15 protein-coding genes and 1 pseudogene are annotated in these 18,293 nt (G+C 63.5%); 9 read left to right on the top strand and 7 right to left on the bottom strand.

The window, feature by feature from the left end:
• Window positions 1-648, bottom strand: a complete 648-nt coding sequence (locus V1286_RS22485; RefSeq protein ID WP_334482763.1) for a TetR/AcrR family transcriptional regulator — start codon at window positions 646-648, stop codon at window positions 1-3.
• A 99-nt stretch (window positions 649-747) separates the two neighbouring features.
• Between V1286_RS22485 and V1286_RS22480 the strand changes: the two genes are divergently transcribed.
• Window positions 748-1,752, top strand: a complete 1,005-nt coding sequence (locus V1286_RS22480) for an ABC transporter substrate-binding protein (protein ID WP_334482761.1) — start codon at window positions 748-750, stop codon at window positions 1,750-1,752.
• Between the two features lie 195 nt (window positions 1,753-1,947).
• Here V1286_RS22480 and V1286_RS22475 read toward each other — a convergent pair whose 3' ends face one another.
• On the bottom strand, window positions 1,948-2,490 hold the full coding sequence (locus tag V1286_RS22475) for a MarR family winged helix-turn-helix transcriptional regulator (protein WP_334482759.1): 543 nt from the start codon (window positions 2,488-2,490) through the stop codon (window positions 1,948-1,950).
• On the opposite strand from V1286_RS22475, the gene V1286_RS22470 reads away from it, so the two are divergent.
• Window positions 2,489-2,917: an anthrone oxygenase family protein gene (locus V1286_RS22470; RefSeq protein ID WP_334482757.1), complete on the top strand. Its 429-nt coding sequence runs from the start codon at window positions 2,489-2,491 to the stop codon at window positions 2,915-2,917. The genes V1286_RS22475 and V1286_RS22470 overlap by 2 nt on opposite strands.
• 31 nt (window positions 2,918-2,948) lie before the next feature.
• Here the strand turns inward: V1286_RS22470 and V1286_RS22465 are convergent, their stop codons facing one another.
• On the bottom strand, window positions 2,949-3,446 hold the full coding sequence (locus V1286_RS22465; protein WP_334482754.1) for a Bug family tripartite tricarboxylate transporter substrate binding protein: 498 nt from the start codon (window positions 3,444-3,446) through the stop codon (window positions 2,949-2,951).
• Window positions 3,447-3,508: 62 nt separating this feature from the next.
• The gene (locus V1286_RS22460; RefSeq protein WP_334482751.1) at window positions 3,509-4,282 is read right to left on the bottom strand and encodes an IclR family transcriptional regulator; all 774 of its coding nucleotides are present in this window, start codon (window positions 4,280-4,282) and stop codon (window positions 3,509-3,511) included.
• A 145-nt stretch (window positions 4,283-4,427) separates the two neighbouring features.
• Here V1286_RS22460 and V1286_RS22455 point away from each other — a divergent pair, with 145 nt between their 5' ends.
• The 3 genes from V1286_RS22455 to V1286_RS22445 are packed head-to-tail and all read left to right on the top strand — an operon-like array spanning window position 4,428 to window position 9,526.
• Window positions 4,428-5,669, top strand: a complete 1,242-nt coding sequence (locus V1286_RS22455; RefSeq protein ID WP_334482748.1) for an acyl-CoA dehydrogenase family protein — start codon at window positions 4,428-4,430, stop codon at window positions 5,667-5,669.
• A gap of 49 nt (window positions 5,670-5,718) precedes the next feature.
• Window positions 5,719-7,539, top strand: a complete 1,821-nt coding sequence (locus V1286_RS22450; protein ID WP_334482746.1) for a flavin-containing monooxygenase — start codon at window positions 5,719-5,721, stop codon at window positions 7,537-7,539.
• 40 nt (window positions 7,540-7,579) lie between these two features.
• Window positions 7,580-9,526 (top strand): alkyl/aryl-sulfatase, encoded by a 1,947-nt coding sequence (locus V1286_RS22445; protein ID WP_334482743.1) that lies wholly within the window; start codon window positions 7,580-7,582, stop codon window positions 9,524-9,526.
• A gap of 127 nt (window positions 9,527-9,653) precedes the next feature.
• On the opposite strand, the pseudogene V1286_RS22440 reads toward V1286_RS22445, so the two are convergent.
• Window positions 9,654-10,725, bottom strand: a pseudogene (locus V1286_RS22440) (glycosyltransferase family 4 protein).
• Between the two features lie 303 nt (window positions 10,726-11,028).
• Here V1286_RS22440 and V1286_RS22435 point away from each other — a divergent pair.
• The 3 genes from V1286_RS22435 to V1286_RS22425 all read left to right on the top strand — a co-directional run bounded on the left by V1286_RS22435 (window position 11,029) and on the right by V1286_RS22425 (window position 15,603).
• The gene (locus V1286_RS22435) at window positions 11,029-12,792 is read left to right on the top strand and encodes an ABC transporter ATP-binding protein (RefSeq protein ID WP_334482741.1); all 1,764 of its coding nucleotides are present in this window, start codon (window positions 11,029-11,031) and stop codon (window positions 12,790-12,792) included.
• A 67-nt stretch (window positions 12,793-12,859) separates the two neighbouring features.
• Complete coding sequence (locus tag V1286_RS22430) at window positions 12,860-15,058, top strand: amylo-alpha-1,6-glucosidase (protein ID WP_334482739.1); 2,199 nt, start codon at window positions 12,860-12,862, stop codon at window positions 15,056-15,058.
• A gap of 41 nt (window positions 15,059-15,099) precedes the next feature.
• Window positions 15,100-15,603, top strand: a complete 504-nt coding sequence (locus V1286_RS22425) for a PRC-barrel domain-containing protein (protein WP_334482737.1) — start codon at window positions 15,100-15,102, stop codon at window positions 15,601-15,603.
• Here the strand turns inward: V1286_RS22425 and V1286_RS22420 are convergent.
• Entirely contained in the window at window positions 15,600-15,722 is a 123-nt protein-coding gene (locus V1286_RS22420) for a hypothetical protein (protein WP_334482734.1), read from the bottom strand. The genes V1286_RS22425 and V1286_RS22420 overlap by 4 nt on opposite strands.
• A 27-nt stretch (window positions 15,723-15,749) precedes the next feature.
• On the opposite strand from V1286_RS22420, the gene V1286_RS22415 reads away from it, so the two are divergent.
• Window positions 15,750-16,979, top strand: a complete 1,230-nt coding sequence (locus V1286_RS22415) for an MFS transporter (RefSeq protein WP_334482731.1) — start codon at window positions 15,750-15,752, stop codon at window positions 16,977-16,979.
• On the opposite strand, the gene V1286_RS22410 is transcribed toward V1286_RS22415, so the two are convergent.
• On the bottom strand, window positions 16,951-18,177 hold the full coding sequence (locus tag V1286_RS22410) for an MFS transporter (RefSeq protein WP_334482728.1): 1,227 nt from the start codon (window positions 18,175-18,177) through the stop codon (window positions 16,951-16,953). The genes V1286_RS22415 and V1286_RS22410 overlap by 29 nt on opposite strands.
• Window positions 18,178-18,293: the final 116 nt, after the last annotated feature.

Raw genomic sequence — 18,293 nt, 5'->3', positions numbered from 1 at the left:
TTAGGGCCGCAGCGAATGCATCACCAGATCCACCACATGCTTGCGGCGGGCCTGCCGGGCGGCCCGGCTCGACAGGTCCTTGCCGAAGATCGCCGACAGCGTCGGCGTGTTCGAAAAGTAGAAATAGCTGAGCCCGGCAATCGAGATATAGAGGTGCACCGGGTTGATACCCTTGCGGAATATGCCGGCCCTCACGCCCTCGCCGAGAATAGTCGAAACCAGGCTGACCAGCGGTGAATGCATCGCTTCGAGCTTTTGGGAGCCGCGCACGTGCCGGGCGCCGCCGCGGTTTTCGTCGTTCAGCAGCACGATGAAGTCAGGGTGTGCCGCGAGGTGATCAAAGGAACTCTCGATCAGCTTCTTGATGGCCTGTTCGGGCGGCAAACCCTCGAGGTTGAGCTTGCGCTCCTGAGCGCGGATCTCCTCGTAGACCCATTCGAGCACCGCCAGATAAAGCGCGTCCTTGTCGCCGAAGTAGTGATAGACGAGCTGCTTGTTGACACCCGCCCGTGCGGCGATCTCGTCGACCCGGGCCCCGGCAAGGCCGCTGCTGGCGAACTCGCGTCGCGCCGCAGTAAGCAATTTTTTGCGGGTTGCGGCCGGATCGCGCCGCTGCGGCTTGGTGTCGTCGATACGTTTTTTGGGCATTTCCAACCAAATAGTTGACAAGTCGTCTGGTCCCTTGTTGCATTGGTAGCGTCACGGGAACGCGGCGACAAGATCGGGTTGCAGAACGAGGAGGGTGCAATGAAGGCTTTGCGAATTGCGGGACTGGCGCTTGCGCTGGCTCTACCGGCCGTGCCCTGCGCCGCGGCCGAATCCGTCAACCTGATCCTGAACTGGACGCCGACGGCGGATCATTCGCCTTTTTACTACGCCAAGTCGCAAGGCTGGTACGAGAAGGCCGGCATCGACCTCACGATCGAGGTCGGCAAGGGATCCGGCGTTTCCTCGCTGAAGGTCGGCTCCGGCGGCTCGCCGTTCGGCATCGCCGATCTCGCCACCATGCTGGTGGCGAAGAGCAAGGGCGCCGATGTGGTGGCGCTGATGAGCATCTACGCCAACACCGGGCAGACCTTCTACTGGCTGAAGAGCTATGGCGTGAACGGGCCGAAGGATTTTCCGAACCACAAGATCGGCAATCCGCCGGGCGACGCCTCGCGGGTGATGTGGCCGGCCTTTGCCAAGGCCGCCGGTATCGCGCCTGACTCGGTGAGCTTCGTCAATGTCGGCCCGACCGCAAAGATCGCGGCGCTGAAGAGCCACACTGTGGATATCATCAGCGACTTCTACAATGAGCACGATCTGAAGGTGATCGAGTTCGGTGCCGATCTCGGTTACGTCAACTGGAAGGATATCGGGCTGAACCCCTACGGCAATTCGCTGATCGTCAACGGCGCTTATTTCGCGAAGAACCCGAAACTGGTCGAGGAGTTCGTCAAGATCAGCCAGAAGGCCTACGCCGCCTGCGTCGCCGACGTCGCGCCCTGCCTCAAGGCACTGCTCGACCAAGCCTCCGGCCTCGACAGGGAAAACCAGCAGCGCCAATGGGAGCGCATTAAGTTCCTGATGACGGACGATTTCACCACGACCAAAGCGCTGGGCTGGATCGACGCCGAGCGGATGAAGAAGGACTACGAGCTGGTGCAGACCTATCTCGGCATGGAAAAGCCGTTCGATGTGAACACCGCGTTCTCGGTCAAGATGCTCGATACGTCGATCAAGATGGATGCCAGCAAGGTCAAGAAGTGAAAGGTGGATGGGATCACCGCCGTCATTGCGAGCGAAGCGAAGCAATCCATCGAGCAGCGCAGGCAGTGTGGATTGCTTCCGCCTTCGCTCTGCGAGCTACGGCGGACAAGTCGTCGCGGAGCCTGTCATCGGGCGCGCATTCGCGCGACCGTTGACTCCTCGCAATGACGTTGAGGTGCGACGATCATTGACGGCTCAGCCGTTGTCGTCGCGGCCCTTGCCCAATTCCTGATCGAGCCGTTCGCATAATGTTGCGAGAAGGCGGCGGGTCTTCGCGAACTCCTCGGCGCTGATTCCCCGGGCCAGGGCATTTGCCCATGGCGCCTGTAACCGGCTCGCGGAACCAAAGGCATCTGCTCCCCGTTTCGTCAGCGCAACGAGATGCGCGCGGCGATGGTGCGGGTTGGGGCGCAGCTCAACGAGGCCATCTTGCCGCATCTCGTTGACGATGCGCTGAACGCCTTGGCGATTGAGTCCCATGTTCCGCGCCAGCCACGCCACCGGTTGCGGGCTCGGCGCCAAAGCGATGGCGCCCAGCACCTGCCAGCGCGCGCTGGTAAGGCCGAGATCGGACACAAGGCGGTCGCCAGCCGTGAGCAGGCGCCCGTTGAGCCGGAACACCGCAAGGACCAGGCCGGTCAGGGCGTCGCCGCCGGGCGTGTGTCGTTTGGCTGTCATTGACAAATAGTAGTCAAGATGACAATATATTGTCAATATGGGTAATGTGGAGTGAGTCATGTTTGTCGGACAGCTTGCGACGATTGTCGCCGCCGCGTTCGCCGGGGCTGCGTTCTACGTCAATTTCGCCGAGCAGCCGGCGCGTCTCGGTCTCGATGACCGAGCGCTCTTGAAGCAGTGGAAGCCAAGCTACGACCGCGGCCTTCAGATGCAGGCGAGTGGCGCGGTCATTTCAGGCGTGCTCGGGCTGATCGCCGCCTGGCTGACGCAGGATTGGCGCTGGATCGTCGGCGCTGTGCTCATTCTCGCAAACTGGCCCTATACGCTGTTTGGCATCATGCCGACCAACCGCGCGCTGAAAGCGATTTCGGAAGAAGACGCCGGCTCCCAATCACGCGCGCTGATCGTGAAGTGGGGAGGCCTGCACGCAGTCAGAACGGCGCTCGGGACCGCGGCGACGCTGGCCTACCTCTGGGCACTCAATTAGCGACAGGATCGGCGGTGCCTGCCAACCCGTGTCACTGCAGCGCCATGCCCGAGGTCGCGATTACTTTCGTCAGCTTCTCGTGGTCCGCCTTCATCAGCGTGGCCAGGTCGGTAAGCGGCATCGGCCTGCCCGGGATGTTGGCGACCGATAGCTGGCGCTGCACCTCCGGATTCTGCAGCGCCTTGTTGATGCCGTCGTTGATCTTGCCAACGATGGCATCGGGCGTTCCCGCCTGAACATAGATGCCGTACCAAGGTACATAGGTGGCTTCCGGAAATCCCGCTTCCGCGATCGTCGGCACATCAGGCAGGTCGGTGACACGCTTGTCCGTCATGACGGCCAGCGGCTTCACGCTCCCTGCCTTGATGTGCGGCAATGCCAGTTCGAGCGAGACGATCTCGAAATGCATCAGGTAGGGCACGATGATGCGGATCGGGCGGTTCGGATAATTGCTCTGCGCCTGTGCGGCATTGGCGAGCAGCATGGCAGAACCCACGGCGAAGCCCAGCACGGTTTTGATCCGGCGCATTCTTTCCTCCCCATATTTTACGCATCGTTCGAGCGATGCGCTTGCCCCTCTGGCGGGGGTATTCAGTCGTTGGCCACCAGCGAGCGGATGCTGCGCGCCAGGCCCAGCATGCGGGGGCCACATTCGCGCTCGATCTGTTCGGCGTTAAAGCGAAACGAGGGAATGCCGCAATTGACGGAAAGGCAGTCGCCCGACGGCGTGCGGTACAGCGGCGCGGCGACGCCGAAGATTTCGCGCCGCCATTCGCCGAGCGAGATCGCAAAGCCGCGCTCCTTGCAAAGCTCGACATCCGGCAGCGTCCGTGCCTGCACATAGTCGGCTTCTTCCGGCCGCTCGGCCTTCACGTCCGCCACATAGGCGTCGAGCTCTTCCTTGGTGAACAGCGACAGCAAGGCGCGGCCGACGGCGGTAGGCGCCAGCGAACTGGCAAAGCCGACATCCGGCAAATGCGTCACGGCGTCGGTGGTGCGCAGCGTCTCGACATAGATGAAGTCGAGGCCGAACGGCATCGCGATGGAAACCGTGCCCCCGGTGTAGGCGGCGAAATCGCGCATCAGGGGCCGCGCTAGTTGCCGCACCTTCAGCGCCGACAGCACGGGATACGCGGCGGCGAGAATGCCAAGCCCGAGCTGGAAGCGTCCTTTGGCATCGCGCTTGAGATAGCCGAGTTGCGCCAGCGTGTAGGTCAGCCGCGACACCGTCGGCCGCGACAGGCCGGTATGCAGCGCGAGGTCGGCGTTCGACAGCGAGCCGCTACGGTTGCGGAACGCCGCCAGCACATCGAGCCCATGCGCCAGCGTAGTCGCGAAGGAGGGATCTGCCTGGTCCTCCGGCATCCGGGACCTTGGGGGATCAATACTGGAAATCGCTGCCATGGTCGAAATTTGGTCATGGTTCCCTAATTCTGTCAATATATCGAAATGAATTTGCATATCGTGTCGATATACGCTTAGGTTTCGCCTCACAAGGACGGGAGGCGACATGGATTTCGATCTTTCCGGTCGATCGGAGGCATGGCTTAAGAAGCTGCAGGCGTTCTTCGACCACGAAGTTCTGCCGCGCCACCGCGCCTGGCTTGCTCACGTCGCCAAGGGCGAGGCCGCGCCCTTCATGGGCGACCTTCAACGCAAGGCGCGGGCGGCAGGGCTGTGGAATCTCGGCCTTCCCGAACTGTCCGACGATGAGCCCGGCACCCGGCTTTCCAATCTCGAATATGCGCCGCTGGCGGAAATCATGGGCCGGCTGTTCTGGGCGCCTGAAGTCTTCAACTGTCAGGCGCCCGACGTGCCCAACATGATCGCGCTGCAGAGTTGCGCCACTTCCAAGCAGAGGGCGCGCTGGCTGCAGCCGCTGCTGGAAGCCAAAACCCGCTCGGCCTTCGGCATGACGGAACCTGACGTGGCTTCATCCGATGCCACCAACATCGCCACGCGGATGGTCCGCGACGGCGATGACTACGTCATCAACGGACGCAAATGGTTCATCACCGGTGCGGCGCATCCGAAATGCAGCTTCCTGATCGTGATGGGCGTGACCGATTCCGGTGCCGACCGCACCGGTCGCCATTCCTGCATCATCGTGCCGATGGATACGCCGGGCGTCCGCCTGGTGCGGCGGCTGCGCTGGATGGGATGTGAGGATCATGTCGCCCCGATCGGAGAGCTTGCCTTCGATAACGTTCGCGTACCCCGCGCCAACCTGCTCGGCGCCGAGGGCGAAGGCTTCAAGGTCGCGCAAATTCGGCTGGGGCCGGCCCGCATCCATCATTGCATGCGTTCGATCGGGCTCTGCGAGCTTTTGATCGAACTGATGATGGTGCGTTCATCGGAGCGCTCGGCCTTCGGACGCGCTGTGATCCAGTACGACACCGTGCAGCGTTGGATCGCGGAGTCCCGCGTCGAACTCGAACAGGCGCGGCTACTCGCCTATCGCTGCGCGTGGCGGCTCGATCAGGCCGGCCACCAGGACGCCTGGCGCGACGTGTCGCTGATCAAAGTCGCAGTGCCTGCGATGCTGCAGCGGATCGCCGACCGCGCCATGCAGGTGTTCGGCGCGATGGGCGGTTCGGATGACACGCCAATCCATCAGGCGCTGGCCTGGGGGCGTCTGCTGCGCATCGGCGACGGCCCCGATGAAGTCCATCTGCGCCAGATCTTTCGCATGGAGCCGATGCCGTCATGGTCGATTGCAAACTCGCCCTATCTGTCCGCACATCCGTCCTGAGCGGGTGGTAAGACAGAAACGTTTCGCAATTTTTGAAAGGCGTCTTCGGATGACGATCACAGATCAACCCCGGGCCGCGCAGAACGCTTCGATCGACAAGGAACGACTGCGCCAAAAGTATCTGGAAGAGCGCAACAAGCGACTCCGCGCCGACGGCAACGACCAGTATCTCCGCGTCGCGGGGCAGCTAGCGCATTATCTCGACGACCCCTATACGCCCGTCACCCCGCGCGATCCGAAGACCGACCATGTCACCTTTGCCTTTATCGGCGGCGGCTTTGCCGGGCTCGCCACCGCCGCGCGCATGTCGGAAGCCGGCATCAAGGATGTCAGGATCATCGAAAAGGGCGGCGATTTCGGCGGCACCTGGTACTGGAACAGGTATCCCGGCGCGCAATGCGATACCGCGTCGATGGTCTACATGCCGCTGCTCGAAGAAACCGGCCACATGCCGTCGGAGAAATATGCGCATGCGCCGGAAATCCTCGCGCACTGCCAGCGCATCGGCAGGCAATACGGCCTCTACGAACATGCGCTGTTTCACACCGAGGTCGTAAGCCTCGATTGGGACGAGACAAAATCGCGCTGGACCATCCGCACCACTCGCGGCGATGCCTTCACCGCGCAATTCGTCGGCATGGGGACGGGGCCGCTGCATGTGCCGAAACTTCCCGGCATCGAAGGCATCGAGTCCTTCAAGGGGCACTCGTTCCACACCAGCCGTTGGGATTACGATTACACCGGCGGCGACCCCAAGGGCGCGCTGATGGAGAAGTTGAAGGACAAGCGCGTCGGCATCATCGGCACCGGCGCCACTTCCGTGCAGTGCGTGCCGCATCTCGCGCGCGCCTGCAAGGAGCTCCATGTGTTCCAGCGCACGCCGTCCTCCGTCGACATCAGAGCCAATGCGCCGATCGATCCGAAATGGTTTTCGCAGATCGCGACGTCAGGCTGGCAGCAGCGCTGGCTGGAGAACTTTACCGCCAACCAGGCCGGCGGCTCCGCGGAAGAAGATCTGGTGCAGGACGGCTGGACTGATTTGTCGCGGCGTATTCGCGCCAGGGTCATGGACCTGCCGCGTGAGCAGCGCACCCCGCCAAACATGCTGGCGGCGTTCGAGGATTCCGATTTCGAGAAGATGGAGGAAATCCGCGCGCGGGTCGACGCCATCGTCGGCGACCGCGAGACGGCCGCAAAACTCAAGGCCTGGTATCGCCAGCTCTGCAAGCGGCCGTGTTTCCATGATTCGTATCTGCAGGCCTTCAACACGCCGGGCACGTATCTGGTTGATACCGACGGCAAGGGCGTCGAGCGCATCACCAAGAACGGCGTCGTGGTTGCGGGCAGAGAATACAAGCTCGACTGCATCATCTACGCTTCGGGATTTGAGGTCGGCACCGAATACAAGCGGCGTGCCGGCTTCGACCTGACCGGTCGCGGCGGAGTGAAGCTGTCGGACCACTGGGCGTCGGGCATGCGTACCAAGCACGGCATCCACGTCCATGGTTTTCCGAATGCATTCTTCGTCCAGCCGACGCAGGGCGCCAATCTCATCTCCAACGTGCCGCATAATCTGACCGAGGCGGCGAAGACGATTGCGCTGATGATCCGGCATGCACAGGCGAACGGTTTTAAGGAGATCGAAGTCACCAGGGAAGCCGAGGACCGATGGGTCGAACTGCTGCTGACCGGCGCCGGCCTCATGATCGGCTCACCCGATTGCACGCCGGGCTACTACAACAATGAAGGGCGCGAGCCCGGTCCGGCGGCCAAGCTCAATGTCGGCCATCCGGCGGGGGCCATGGCCTATTTCAAATATATCGACGGATGGCGCAACAGCGGCCGGTTCGAGGGGCTGCAGTTCCGCTGACGTCGTTTTCAATTTTTGTTTGCGCAAGGAGTACACAACAATGAGCCAACCAGCCGCGATTGAAATGCCCAAGGAATCCCCGAAGGAGGCGTCCGCCTCCGTCATCGCCCAGCATGCGGCGACGCTGAAGGCGCTGCCGTTCTCCGACGTCAGGGATTTCGACGACGCCGCGCGCGGCTTCCTCGGCACGGTGGAGAACGCCAGGATCACATCGCCGCAGGGCAGGGTGGTCTGGACTCTGGAGCCCTACGGCTTCCTCTCTGCGGAACAAGCCCCGCCAACCGTCGATCCCAGCCTATGGCGGCAGTCTCGGCTCAACATGCATCACGGCCTGTTCGAAGTGGTGCCCGGCGTCTATCAGGTGCGTGGACTCGACATCGCCAACATGACGCTGATCGAGGGCGACAGCGGCGTCATCGTGGTGGATACGTTGACCTCGATCGAGGGCGCGCGCGCCGCGATGGAACTGTACTTCCAGCACCGTGGCAAGCGGCCGGTCGCCGCCGTCATCTTCACCCACACCCACACCGACCATTGGGGCGGCGCACGCGGCGTGCTCGACGACGAAATGCTTGCGAGCGGCAAGGTGCCGATCATCGCGCCCAATCTGTTCATGGAGCACGCGGTCTCCGAGAACATCATCGCGGGGCCGGCGATGCTGCGTCGCGCGATGTACCAGTTCGGGCCGCTGCTGGCGAAGGGCGTGCGCGGGCAGGTCGATTGCGGGCTCGGCAAGACCATGGCGGCTGGCGCAGTCGCGCTGCTGCGCCCCACCGATCTGATCATCGCGACCGGCGACAAGCGAACCATCGACGGCGTGGAATTCGAATTCCAGATGGCGCCGAACAGCGAAGCGCCGGCGGAAATGCATTTCTTCATCCCGCGTTATAAGCTTTTGAACCTCGCGGAGAACTGCACGCACAATTTCCACAATCTGCTCCCGTTCCGCGGCGCCGATGTGCGCGACGCACTGGCGTGGTCAAAATATCTCGGCGAAGCGCTGCAGATGTGGGGCGGCAAGGCGGATGCGATGTGCGGCCAGCATCACTGGCCGGTCTGGGGTCACGAGCGGATCGACACCATGATCCGCCAGCAGCGCGACCTCTACAAATTCGCGCATGACCAGACCATCCGGCTGATGAACCATGGACTGACGGCGAGCGAAATCGCGGAGACCATCCGCTTGCCGGCGAGCCTCGAGGGTGCCTGGCACGGCCGCGGCTATTACGGGCATATCAGGCACAATGTGAAGGCGATCTACCAGAAATATCTCGGCTGGTACGACGCCAATCCGGTCAATCTCGATCCGCTGCCGCCGGTCGAGTCCGGCAGGAAATATGTCGAGTATATGGGTGGCGCGGATGCGATCCTGGCGCGCGCGGCCAAGGATTTTGCCAAGGGCGAATTCCGCTTCGTCGCGCAAGCCGTGAGCCATCTGGTATTCGCTGATCCCGACAACCAGGCGGCGCGCGCGATGCTGGCCGACACCTTCGAGCAGCTTGGCTATGCCTCGGAAAGTTCGACCTGGCGCAACGCCTATCTGTTCGGCGCGCAGGAATTGCGGCAGGGCATGCCGAAAGTGCCGCCGCGTTCATCGATGCCGCGCGAAACGCTGGCCGCGCTCCGCACCGAACAGCTCTGGGACGTGCTCGGCGTGCGCCTCAATGGCCCCAAGGCTGAAGGCAAGCGCATCGTGCTGAACTGGAATTTCACCGACACCAACGAGAGCTTCGTTCTCAATCTGGAGAATTGCGCGCTGACCTATGCCTCCGGCACGCGAGCCGCCGCTGCCGACGCCAGCTTCACGCTGTCGCGCGGCGTGCTCGACGAAGTGATCGCCAAGCTGACGACGTTCCCGGAAGCGGTCGGCTCCGGCAAGATCAAGGTCGTCGGCGATCCGGCGCGACTCGGCGAACTGATGATGCTGATGGACGAATTCCCGCGGATGTTCGAGATCGTCGAGCCGAAACGGACGGCGGTGAGTTGACGGCGGCGTAGGGTGGGCAAAGCGAAGCGTGCCCACCATTCATCGGCAAACTGCCTCGAAATGGTGGGCACGGCGCAAGTGCGCCTTTGCCCGCCCTACGGTCGTGCAATGACGGCGATCTTTCACGCTACTCCGCGCTGCTGACCAGCTTGATCCGCGGCTCGGCTTCCTCCATCAGGCCGCGATAGGCGGCGAGATAGTCGAGCGCCATGCGGCGCGCGGTGAAGCGGACCTCGAACTGCTTGCGGATGGCGGTGCGGTCCAGCGCGGCAAGACGGTCGACCACGGCAACCGCGCTGGTCTCGTCTTCCACGACGAAGCCGGTGAGACCGCGGGTCGATGATCTCCGGCACCGATCCGCGGTTATAGGCAATCACCGGCGTGCCGCAGGCCATGGCTTCGATCATCACGAGGCCGAACGGCTCCGGCCAATCGATCGGGACAAGGAGGCCGATCGCGCCGCTGAGGAAATCGGATTTCTCGCGGTCTGAGATCTCGCCGATATATTCGACCAGCGGGTTGGCCTTGATGAGCGGGGAGATCAACTCATCGTAATAATCCTGGTCGGCGCGATCGACCTTGGCAGCGATCTTGAGCGGAATGCCGCATCGGGTCGCAATGCGGATGGCACGATCCACGCCCTTTTCCGGCGCGATCCGGCCGAGCACCGCCAGATAGGACGGCTGCACCGGCTGCGGCGTCAGCAAATTCTCCGGCAGCCCATGGTGAATGGTGCGCACCCAATTGGCCTGCGGCACCGGCCGGCGCTGCGCGTTGGAGATCGAGATCACCGGAACCTTGGAGAAGGTGCTGAATACCGGCTGATGCTCCGGCAGGTCGAGCCTGCCGTGGAGGGTGGTCAGGAATGGCGTCGGCTGCCGGTAGAACAGCGAGAATGGATAATAGTCGAGATGAAAGTGGAGAAAATCGAACTCTTCATCGTCGCATTTTTGCCGCACACGCTCCAGCATCACCATATGCAGTGCGTTGGGGTCCCGGACCGAGCCGTCGAGGCGCAGCGCCTTCGGCCACGTGGCGTCGAGTTTCGCCGAGGTGCGGGAATCGCCGCTGGCAAACAGTGTGACCTCGTGTCCCAATGCCACAAGTTCCTCGGTCAGCCAGTGCACCACCCGCTCGGTGCCGCCGTACAATTTGGGGGGTACAGCCTCCGTCAGCGGGGCGACCTGCGCGATGCGCATGTTTGCGTCTCCTGTTTGGAATGGTGGTTGAACAAAGCCCTCAGCCCACGATCGACACCGGCGTGTCATTAGCGGGAACGTTCCCGCATCTGCGAAGTTCCCTTACTCAGCACATCTTGCTTCCTCCACACGACTGTCTTGCTGATGCCATTTGACACAAACACAGTTAGGACTGTCTCGATGCTGCAGAATTGTTGCGCAGTGATGGCCATGCGCACGGAAACCCGAAGCGGCATTCTTCACGTCGTCGTGTGCGACACGCGTTAGGGATTCTCGTTCACTCTCAACAGGTTTGCGGAACTCATGGACAACCTTTCAGGATATGTGCGACGGCCGTTTCCATTCGTGCTGCGCTATCTGCGCCAGCGTCGCGCGGCCCATGTGGTCATCGTGTCTGCCGTCGTTGCAGCAGTTGCCTGCTCGGTGGGCACGCAGTATGGCGTGAAGAATCTGGTCGACAGCCTGACGGCCGGTTCGGCGCACGCGAACAGCGTATGGCTGGCATTCGGTTTTCTCATGTCGCTGATCGCGGCAGATAATTTGCTGTGGCGGGTCGCAAGCTGGACGGCGAGCTTCACCTTCGTCGGCGTCACCGGCGATCTCCGCCGCGACATGTTCCGCCATCTGACCGGTCACGCCCCCAGCTACTTCTCCGACCGGTTGCCGGGCATGCTGACCAGCCGTATCACCGCGACGTCCAACGCCGTCTTCACCGTTGAAAACATGTTCGTCTGGAACGTGTTGCCGCCGTGCATCGCAACCGTCTCGGCGATACTCCTGATCGGAACCGTCAGCCTGGCGATGTCCGCGGGGTTGATCGTCATCGCGGGTATCATGTTGATGGCGATGTTCCACCTCGCCGCGGCGGGCAAGCCGCTGCATGACGACTTCGCTGACAAGGCGGCCGCGGTGGACGGCGAGATGGTCGACGTCATCAGCAACCTGCCGCTGGTCCGCGCCTTCTGCGGCCTCAGCTACGAACACGACCGCTTCGACGCCACCGTCGAGCGGGAACTCGACGCCCGTGGCCGCAGCCTTCGCTATCTCGAGAAGTTGCGGCTGCTTCACGCCGTCGTGACAATCGCGTTGACGATCGCGCTGCTGGCGTGGGTCATCACGCTCTGGCAGCAGGGCGCAGCGACCACCGGCGATGTCGTGCTGGTCTGCACGCTCGGGATTTCGATCCTGAGCGCGACGCGCGACCTTGCGGTGGCGCTTGTCGACGTGACCCAGCACGTCGCCCGCCTGACCGAAGCGATCGCGACCCTGTTGCTGCCGCACGAGTTGAAGGATCATCCCGAGGCCGAGCCGCTGGTCCGCAGCGGCGCCGCCGTCGCCTTCAACAACGTCGCGTTCCACTATCCCGGCGGCGTCCAGGTGTTCGAAAAGTTCAACCTGCGCATTCAACCGGGCCAGCGGGTCGGACTGGTCGGTCATTCCGGTGGCGGAAAATCCAGCCTGTTCGCGCTGCTGCAGCGGTTCTACGACATCCAGCGCGGCAACGTCACGATCGACGGCCAGGACATTTCGCGGGTGACGCAGCAAAGCCTGCGCGAGGCGATCTCGGTGGTGCCGCAGGACATCTCGTTGTTCCACCGCTCGATCATGGAAAACATCCGCTACGGACGGCCGAACGCGACCGACGACGAGGTGCTGCGTGCGGCGATCGCGGCGCGTTGCGATTTCATCGAGAATCTCCCCGAGGGCATGTCGACCATGGTCGGCGATCGAGGAATCAAGGTCTCCGGCGGGCAGCGGCAGCGCATCGCCATCGCGCGTGCCTTCCTGAAGGACGCGCCGATCCTGTTGCTGGATGAAGCGACCGCTTCGCTGGACAGCGAATCCGAAGAGGCGATCCGCGAGGCGTTGTCGCGGCTGATGCGTGGGCGTACCGTGATTGCCATCGCCCATCGTCTCGCCACCTTGCGCAATTTCGACCGCGTGGTGGTGCTACAGGGCGGGCGGATCATCGAAGACGGACCGCCGGATATTCTCGTGCAGGGAAGGGGCCCCTACCGCGAATTGGTCGCGCGCGAACTGGGTCGCCTCGCCAGCCATGCGGCCTGATCTGCGGCAGTAGCGTTTGCGTCCCGATTGCGTCCATCGCCACGCACGAAAATCGCTTGAGGTGCAAATGACGGCCGAAGTCACCCAACTGATCGCCATCGAGGCTGCCGAACACGTCGCGGAATCGTCGTTCTACATTCCGATGACGGGCCCGGCGACGCGGCCGCGCTGCTCGCTCAAGCACGACGACACCTTCATCGTACTGGACAGCCATGGCGATATCGGCGCCTCTGCCGGCGGGCCCGATGGCCTGTTCAACGCCGATACGCGTTATCTCGCCCGGCTGGAGATGGTGCTCGACGAAGTCCAGCCGCTGTTGCTCGGCTCCAATCTGCGCGACGACAATTCGGCGCTGACCGTCGACCTCACCAATTCCGACGTGTACCGCAACGGCAGGCTGGCGCTGCAGAAGGATACGCTGCACATCGTGCGCTCGATTTTCCTGTGGCGCGGCACGGCCTACCAGCGCATCGCCCTGCAAAATCACGGCGACCGGCAGGCAAGCTTCGATCTAGCGTTATTGTTCGACAATGATTTCGCCGATTTGTTCGAGGTGCGCGGCGAGCGCCGGCCGCGCCGGGGAGTGGGCTCCAGCCGGTTGCTCGGCCCCGCCGATGTCGTGCTGGAATATAGCGGGCTCGACGGCCAGGTCCGCATTACCGCCCTGCATTTCGAGCCGCGCCCGACACGGCTCGCCGTCCACTCGGCGACCTTTCATTTCGAGCTGGAGCCGAAGGAAGCGACCGCATTGTTCGTTGCGGTATCCTGCAACAAGCCGATCATGCACAAGCCGGCGCCGTTCTTCCGCGGCCTGTTGGCGCACCGTCGTGAGATGCGGCGCTCGACATCGGGCGCGGCCAGCATCGAGACGTCGAACGATATCTTCAACGAGGTGCTGTGCCAGGCAATGGCCGACCTCAACATGCTGATGACCGAAACGCCGCAGGGGCGGTACCCCTATGCGGGCATTCCCTGGTATTCGACCACGTTCGGCCGCGACGGATTGATCACCGCGCTGCAAATGCTGTGGGTCGATCCGCGCATTGCCCAGGGTGTGCTGCGGCGGCTTGCCTTCTTCCAGGCCAAGACCACAGATCCGCTCGCCGACGCCGAGCCCGGCAAGATCCTGCACGAGATGCGCGGCGGCGAGATGGCCGCGCTGCGCGAGGTGCCGTTCGCGCAGTATTACGGCAGCGTCGATTCCACCTCGCTGTTCGTTCTGCTGGCCGGCCTTTACGTCGAACGCACCGGCGACGACGAAACGCTGGCCGAACTGTGGCCGGCAATCGAGGCGGCGTTGCAATGGATCGACGGCCCCGGCGATCCCGACAAGGACGGATTCATCGAGTACCAGCGCGCGACCGAACAGGGGCTTGCCAACCAGGGCTGGAAGGATTCCTTCGACGCGATCTTTCATGCCGATGGGCAACTCGCCGAAGGCTATATCGCGCTGGCGGAGGTTCAGGGATATGTCTTTGCCGGCAAGCGGCTGGCGGCGCGCTGTGCCCGGCGCCTGGGAATGATCGATCGGGCGGCGCAGCTCGAATCCGCGGCGCTTCTCCTTGCCGAGCGCTTCGAGGCGGCGTTCTGGTGCGAGGAACTCGGCACCTACGCCGTGGCGCTCGACGGGGCCAAGCGGCCGTGCAAGGTGCGAACGTCGAATGCCGGCCAGCTTCTCTTCACCGGCATCGTCCGGCCCGAGCGTGCGCGGCGGGTCGCGGCCGATCTGATGAGCCAGAAATTCTTTTCGGGATGGGGCATCCGCACCGTGGCGCGCGGCGAAGCCCGTTACAACCCGATGTCCTATCACGACGGATCGGTCTGGCCGCATGACAATGCGCTGATCGCGCTCGGCTTCGCGCGCTATGGCCTGAAGCATTGCGTGGCGCATCTGTTCAAGGGCCTGTTCGATGCCGCGAGCTACATGGACCTGCGGCGGCTGCCGGAATTGTTCTGCGGATTCCCGCGCGAGCGGCGGCGCGGGCCGGTGCTCTATCCCGTCGCCTGCGCGCCGCAGGCCTGGGCCAGCGCGACGCCTTTCAGCCTGCTGGAAGCGGCGCTCGGCCTCGAATTCGATGCCGCGCGCGGCGAAATCCGTCTGCGCGATCCACGGTTGCCGGAATTCCTCAACGAAGTGCTGTTGCGCGATCTGCGGCTCGGACCTTCCAGCGTCGATCTGAGGGTTCGCCGTCACGGCGATGAAGTGTCGCTCGAGGTGGTGCGGACACGCGGCCAGATCCAGGTGTCGATCGTATTGACGCATTAGAAGCCATGCGCGGGTCGTGCATCTAGGAGTCAGGAGGCCACATGCGCATTGGTATTCTCATTCTGTGTTTAATCGCTGGATTAGCCGGCGGTCCGCCAGCTTCTGCGGCGGAGGACACCGGCGCGCCGCAAGGTAGCCGCACTGCGCCACAGGACGCAGCGAAGCCCCCGGACGCCGCAAAGGAGCTCGTGCCTCCGCCGTCGGTCACCGTGATTGGCGCCAGGGATGCCCACGGCATTCTCGGCCGTGAAGTTCGCAGCGCGGCGAACGAAGATATGGGGCGCATCGTCGATGTGATCGTGGATCGTGAAGGCAATGTGCGCGCGGCCGTGATCGATTTCGGCGGTTTTCTCGGCGTCGGCAGCCGGAAGATCGTCGTCGACTGGGGCGTGCTGCGTTTCGGCCGCGTTGCCAACAAACGTGACAGCATCTCGCTCGAGCTGACCAAGGCGCAGGTCGCGGCGGCGCCCGAATACAAGGAGGACGCACCGGTCATCGTTCTCGGTGCAGCCGGCCGTCTGCAGCCATGGGATTTCGATCACTAGCGCATGATCCGGAAAAGTGGATACCGGTTTTCCGGGAAGATCATGCGCAAATGAGAAGGAGACGTGACCTGTTCGCGCGTCCATCCCAATCGATTGAGCGGATTGACGACGATCGCCATGGGCGATCAGCCGGTGGGGGCAATGTTGTGCCGCTGCCGCCTGCGCCCGGCGGCAGGCCAAAGCCGTCGCGCGAAAGCCAGCGCGGCCTCGACTGGTTCATCTTCTTTCTCGCCGACGTTCAGACCGGCTTCGGCCCGTTCATTGCGGTCTATCTGACTACGCAGAAATGGACGCAGGTCGAGATCGGCTTTGTGCTGTCGATCGGCGGCATCATCGGCCTGCTCGGGCAGATGCCCGGCGGCGCTATCGTCGATTACGCGCGTTCCGAGCGGCTGGTGGCGGGCCTGGCGGTCGCCACCATCGGCTGCGCCGCGCTGGCCTATGCGTTGTGGCCGATCTTTCCGGTGGTGACGGCGGCGGCCATTCTGCATGCGCTGGCGAGTTGCGTGCTGGGTCCGGCGATCGCGGCGATCAGCCTCGGTCTGGTCGGGCCGTTCGCCATCGGGGAGCGGCTTGGGCGCAATGCCCGCTTTGCATCGCTGGGCAACGGCTCGGCGGCGGCGCTGATGGGCGCGACCGGTTACCTGTTGTCGAGCCAGGCAGTGTTTCTCGTGACCTTCATGCTCGCGATTCCGACATTGCTGGCGCTCTCGCGCATCCGCGAGCAGGAGATCGACGTCGCTCAAAGCCACGGCGCCGTCGTGCGGGAGGTTCCCGATAAAGAGGCCACCAGCGTTTTCCATCTGCTGCGCCAGCGTCCGCTGCTGATCTTTGCCGGCGGCGTGCTGCTGTTTCAACTCGCGAACGCCGCCATGCTGCCGCTGATGGCCGGCGTCGTCACCATGCGGTCCAGCCAATGGGCGCCGGTGCTGATCGCAGCCTGCATCATCGTGCCGCAGGCCATCGTCGCGCTGGCTTCGCCCTCGGTCGGCCGCAAGGCGCAGGCGTGGGGCAGGCGGCCGCTGCTATTGTTGGCGTTCGGCGCGCTGGCGATCCGCGGCCTGCTGTTTGCGGTTGTCAGCGATCCTTATCTATTGGTTGCCGTGCAGGTGTTCGACGGCATCACCGCGGCCGTACTTAGCGTGATGGTGCCGCTGATCGTGGCCGATGTCGCCTTCGGAAGCGGCCACTTCAATCTGGCGCTAGGCATCGTCGGCACCGCGACCGGCATCGGCGCGTCATTGAGCACGGTGCTGGCGGGCTATATCAGCGACACCTTTGGCAGCAGCATCGCGTTCACCGGCTTGGCTGGGATCGCAGCCTTGGGCCTGACAATGATCTGGCTGTTCATGCCGGAGACCCGGCGGGTTGAGTGAGCGTGAGGCGCGCGGTCAATAGCGCCGCGATGGCTAGCGACGCGCCGACGCCGGCGACGCAGGCGGTCCATCCGAAACGGTCAAACAATTGGCCCAGCACGGCACTGCCGACGAGGCCGCCGAGAAAATAACAGGCAAGATAGGTTCCGCTGGCAATGCCGCGGTTGTCGCGGGCCGCTTGGCCGACGAAGCCGGTGGCGCAGGCCTGTGCGAAGAACGTGCCGACGCCGACCAGTACCATGCCGGTCAGGACCGCGGGCAGATGCGAAGACAGCAACAGCGGCAGGCCCAATGCAGCGACCGCAAGCGCGCCCCAGATCGCCGGCCGCGTACCGAAGCGCGCCACCGCCCTGCCGGCGAACAGCGTGGTGACGACGGACGGCGCGAACACGAAATAGACGAAGCCGAGATCCATTCGCCCGAGCGACAGCGGCGCGCGCACCAGAACGAAATTCACGAAGGTGAAGGTGCCGATAAAGGCGAACAGGATGCAGAAGCCGATGGCAAAGGCCGAGCGCAGCGCCGGGTTGCGCCAATGCTCGAGCGTCGCAGCGAACGGCGATTGCACTGTCGGCATCGCGTGCGTCGGTTTGACGCGCTGGATGGTGAAGTAGACCAGCACCGCGCCGGCGAGATTGAGCAGCGCGAAGAAATAGAAATTCGAGGCCAGCCCGAGCGTATCGACGACGGCGGCCGACACCAGCCGCCCGATCAGGTTGCTGGCGACATTGCCGGTGATATAGGCTGCGAACGCGCCGCCCGCATCCATCTGACTGCACTGCTCGCCTAGATTGGCCAGCGTCAGTGCAAACGCCGAGGCCATGCAGAGGCCCTGCGCGACGCGAAGGACCGTGAACACGGTGAGGTCGGGCGCGCTGGCCAGCAGCACCGTGGGGATCGCGAGCAGGACCAGGCTTGCGAGAATGCCGAAGCGGCGGTCGATATGCGGGCTCAGGACCCCGACCACGAGCCCCGCGACCGCCATGCCCATGGTGCTCGCGTTGACCGCAAAGCCCATCGCGGCGGGGGTGACGTTGTAATGCCGGGTCAGCGAGGGAAGGATCGCCTGCGTGGCGAACAGGTCGACCACGGTCAGGAACGCCGTGAGGCCGATGACGAGGGACCGCAGCACCATGCCAGGCGAATGACCCTGCATTTCCATCGCTTGAGGTTTCATCTGCGCGGAAATACCGGTCATGGCGCTTCTCACTACTACGCTTGAAAAAGAAGGATGTGACGGCTGGGGGTGTGGGGCGACACGCGGGATCCCAGGCCGTCACATCCGGTAACGAACGTCGGGTGGCGCTCGTTACA

It is taken from the genome of Bradyrhizobium algeriense (assembly GCF_036924595.1).
GTDB lineage: Bacteria > Pseudomonadota > Alphaproteobacteria > Rhizobiales > Xanthobacteraceae > Bradyrhizobium > Bradyrhizobium algeriense.
The sequence above is the reverse complement of the archived record's forward strand: the minus strand, read 5'-3'. Positions and strand labels throughout refer to the sequence as shown.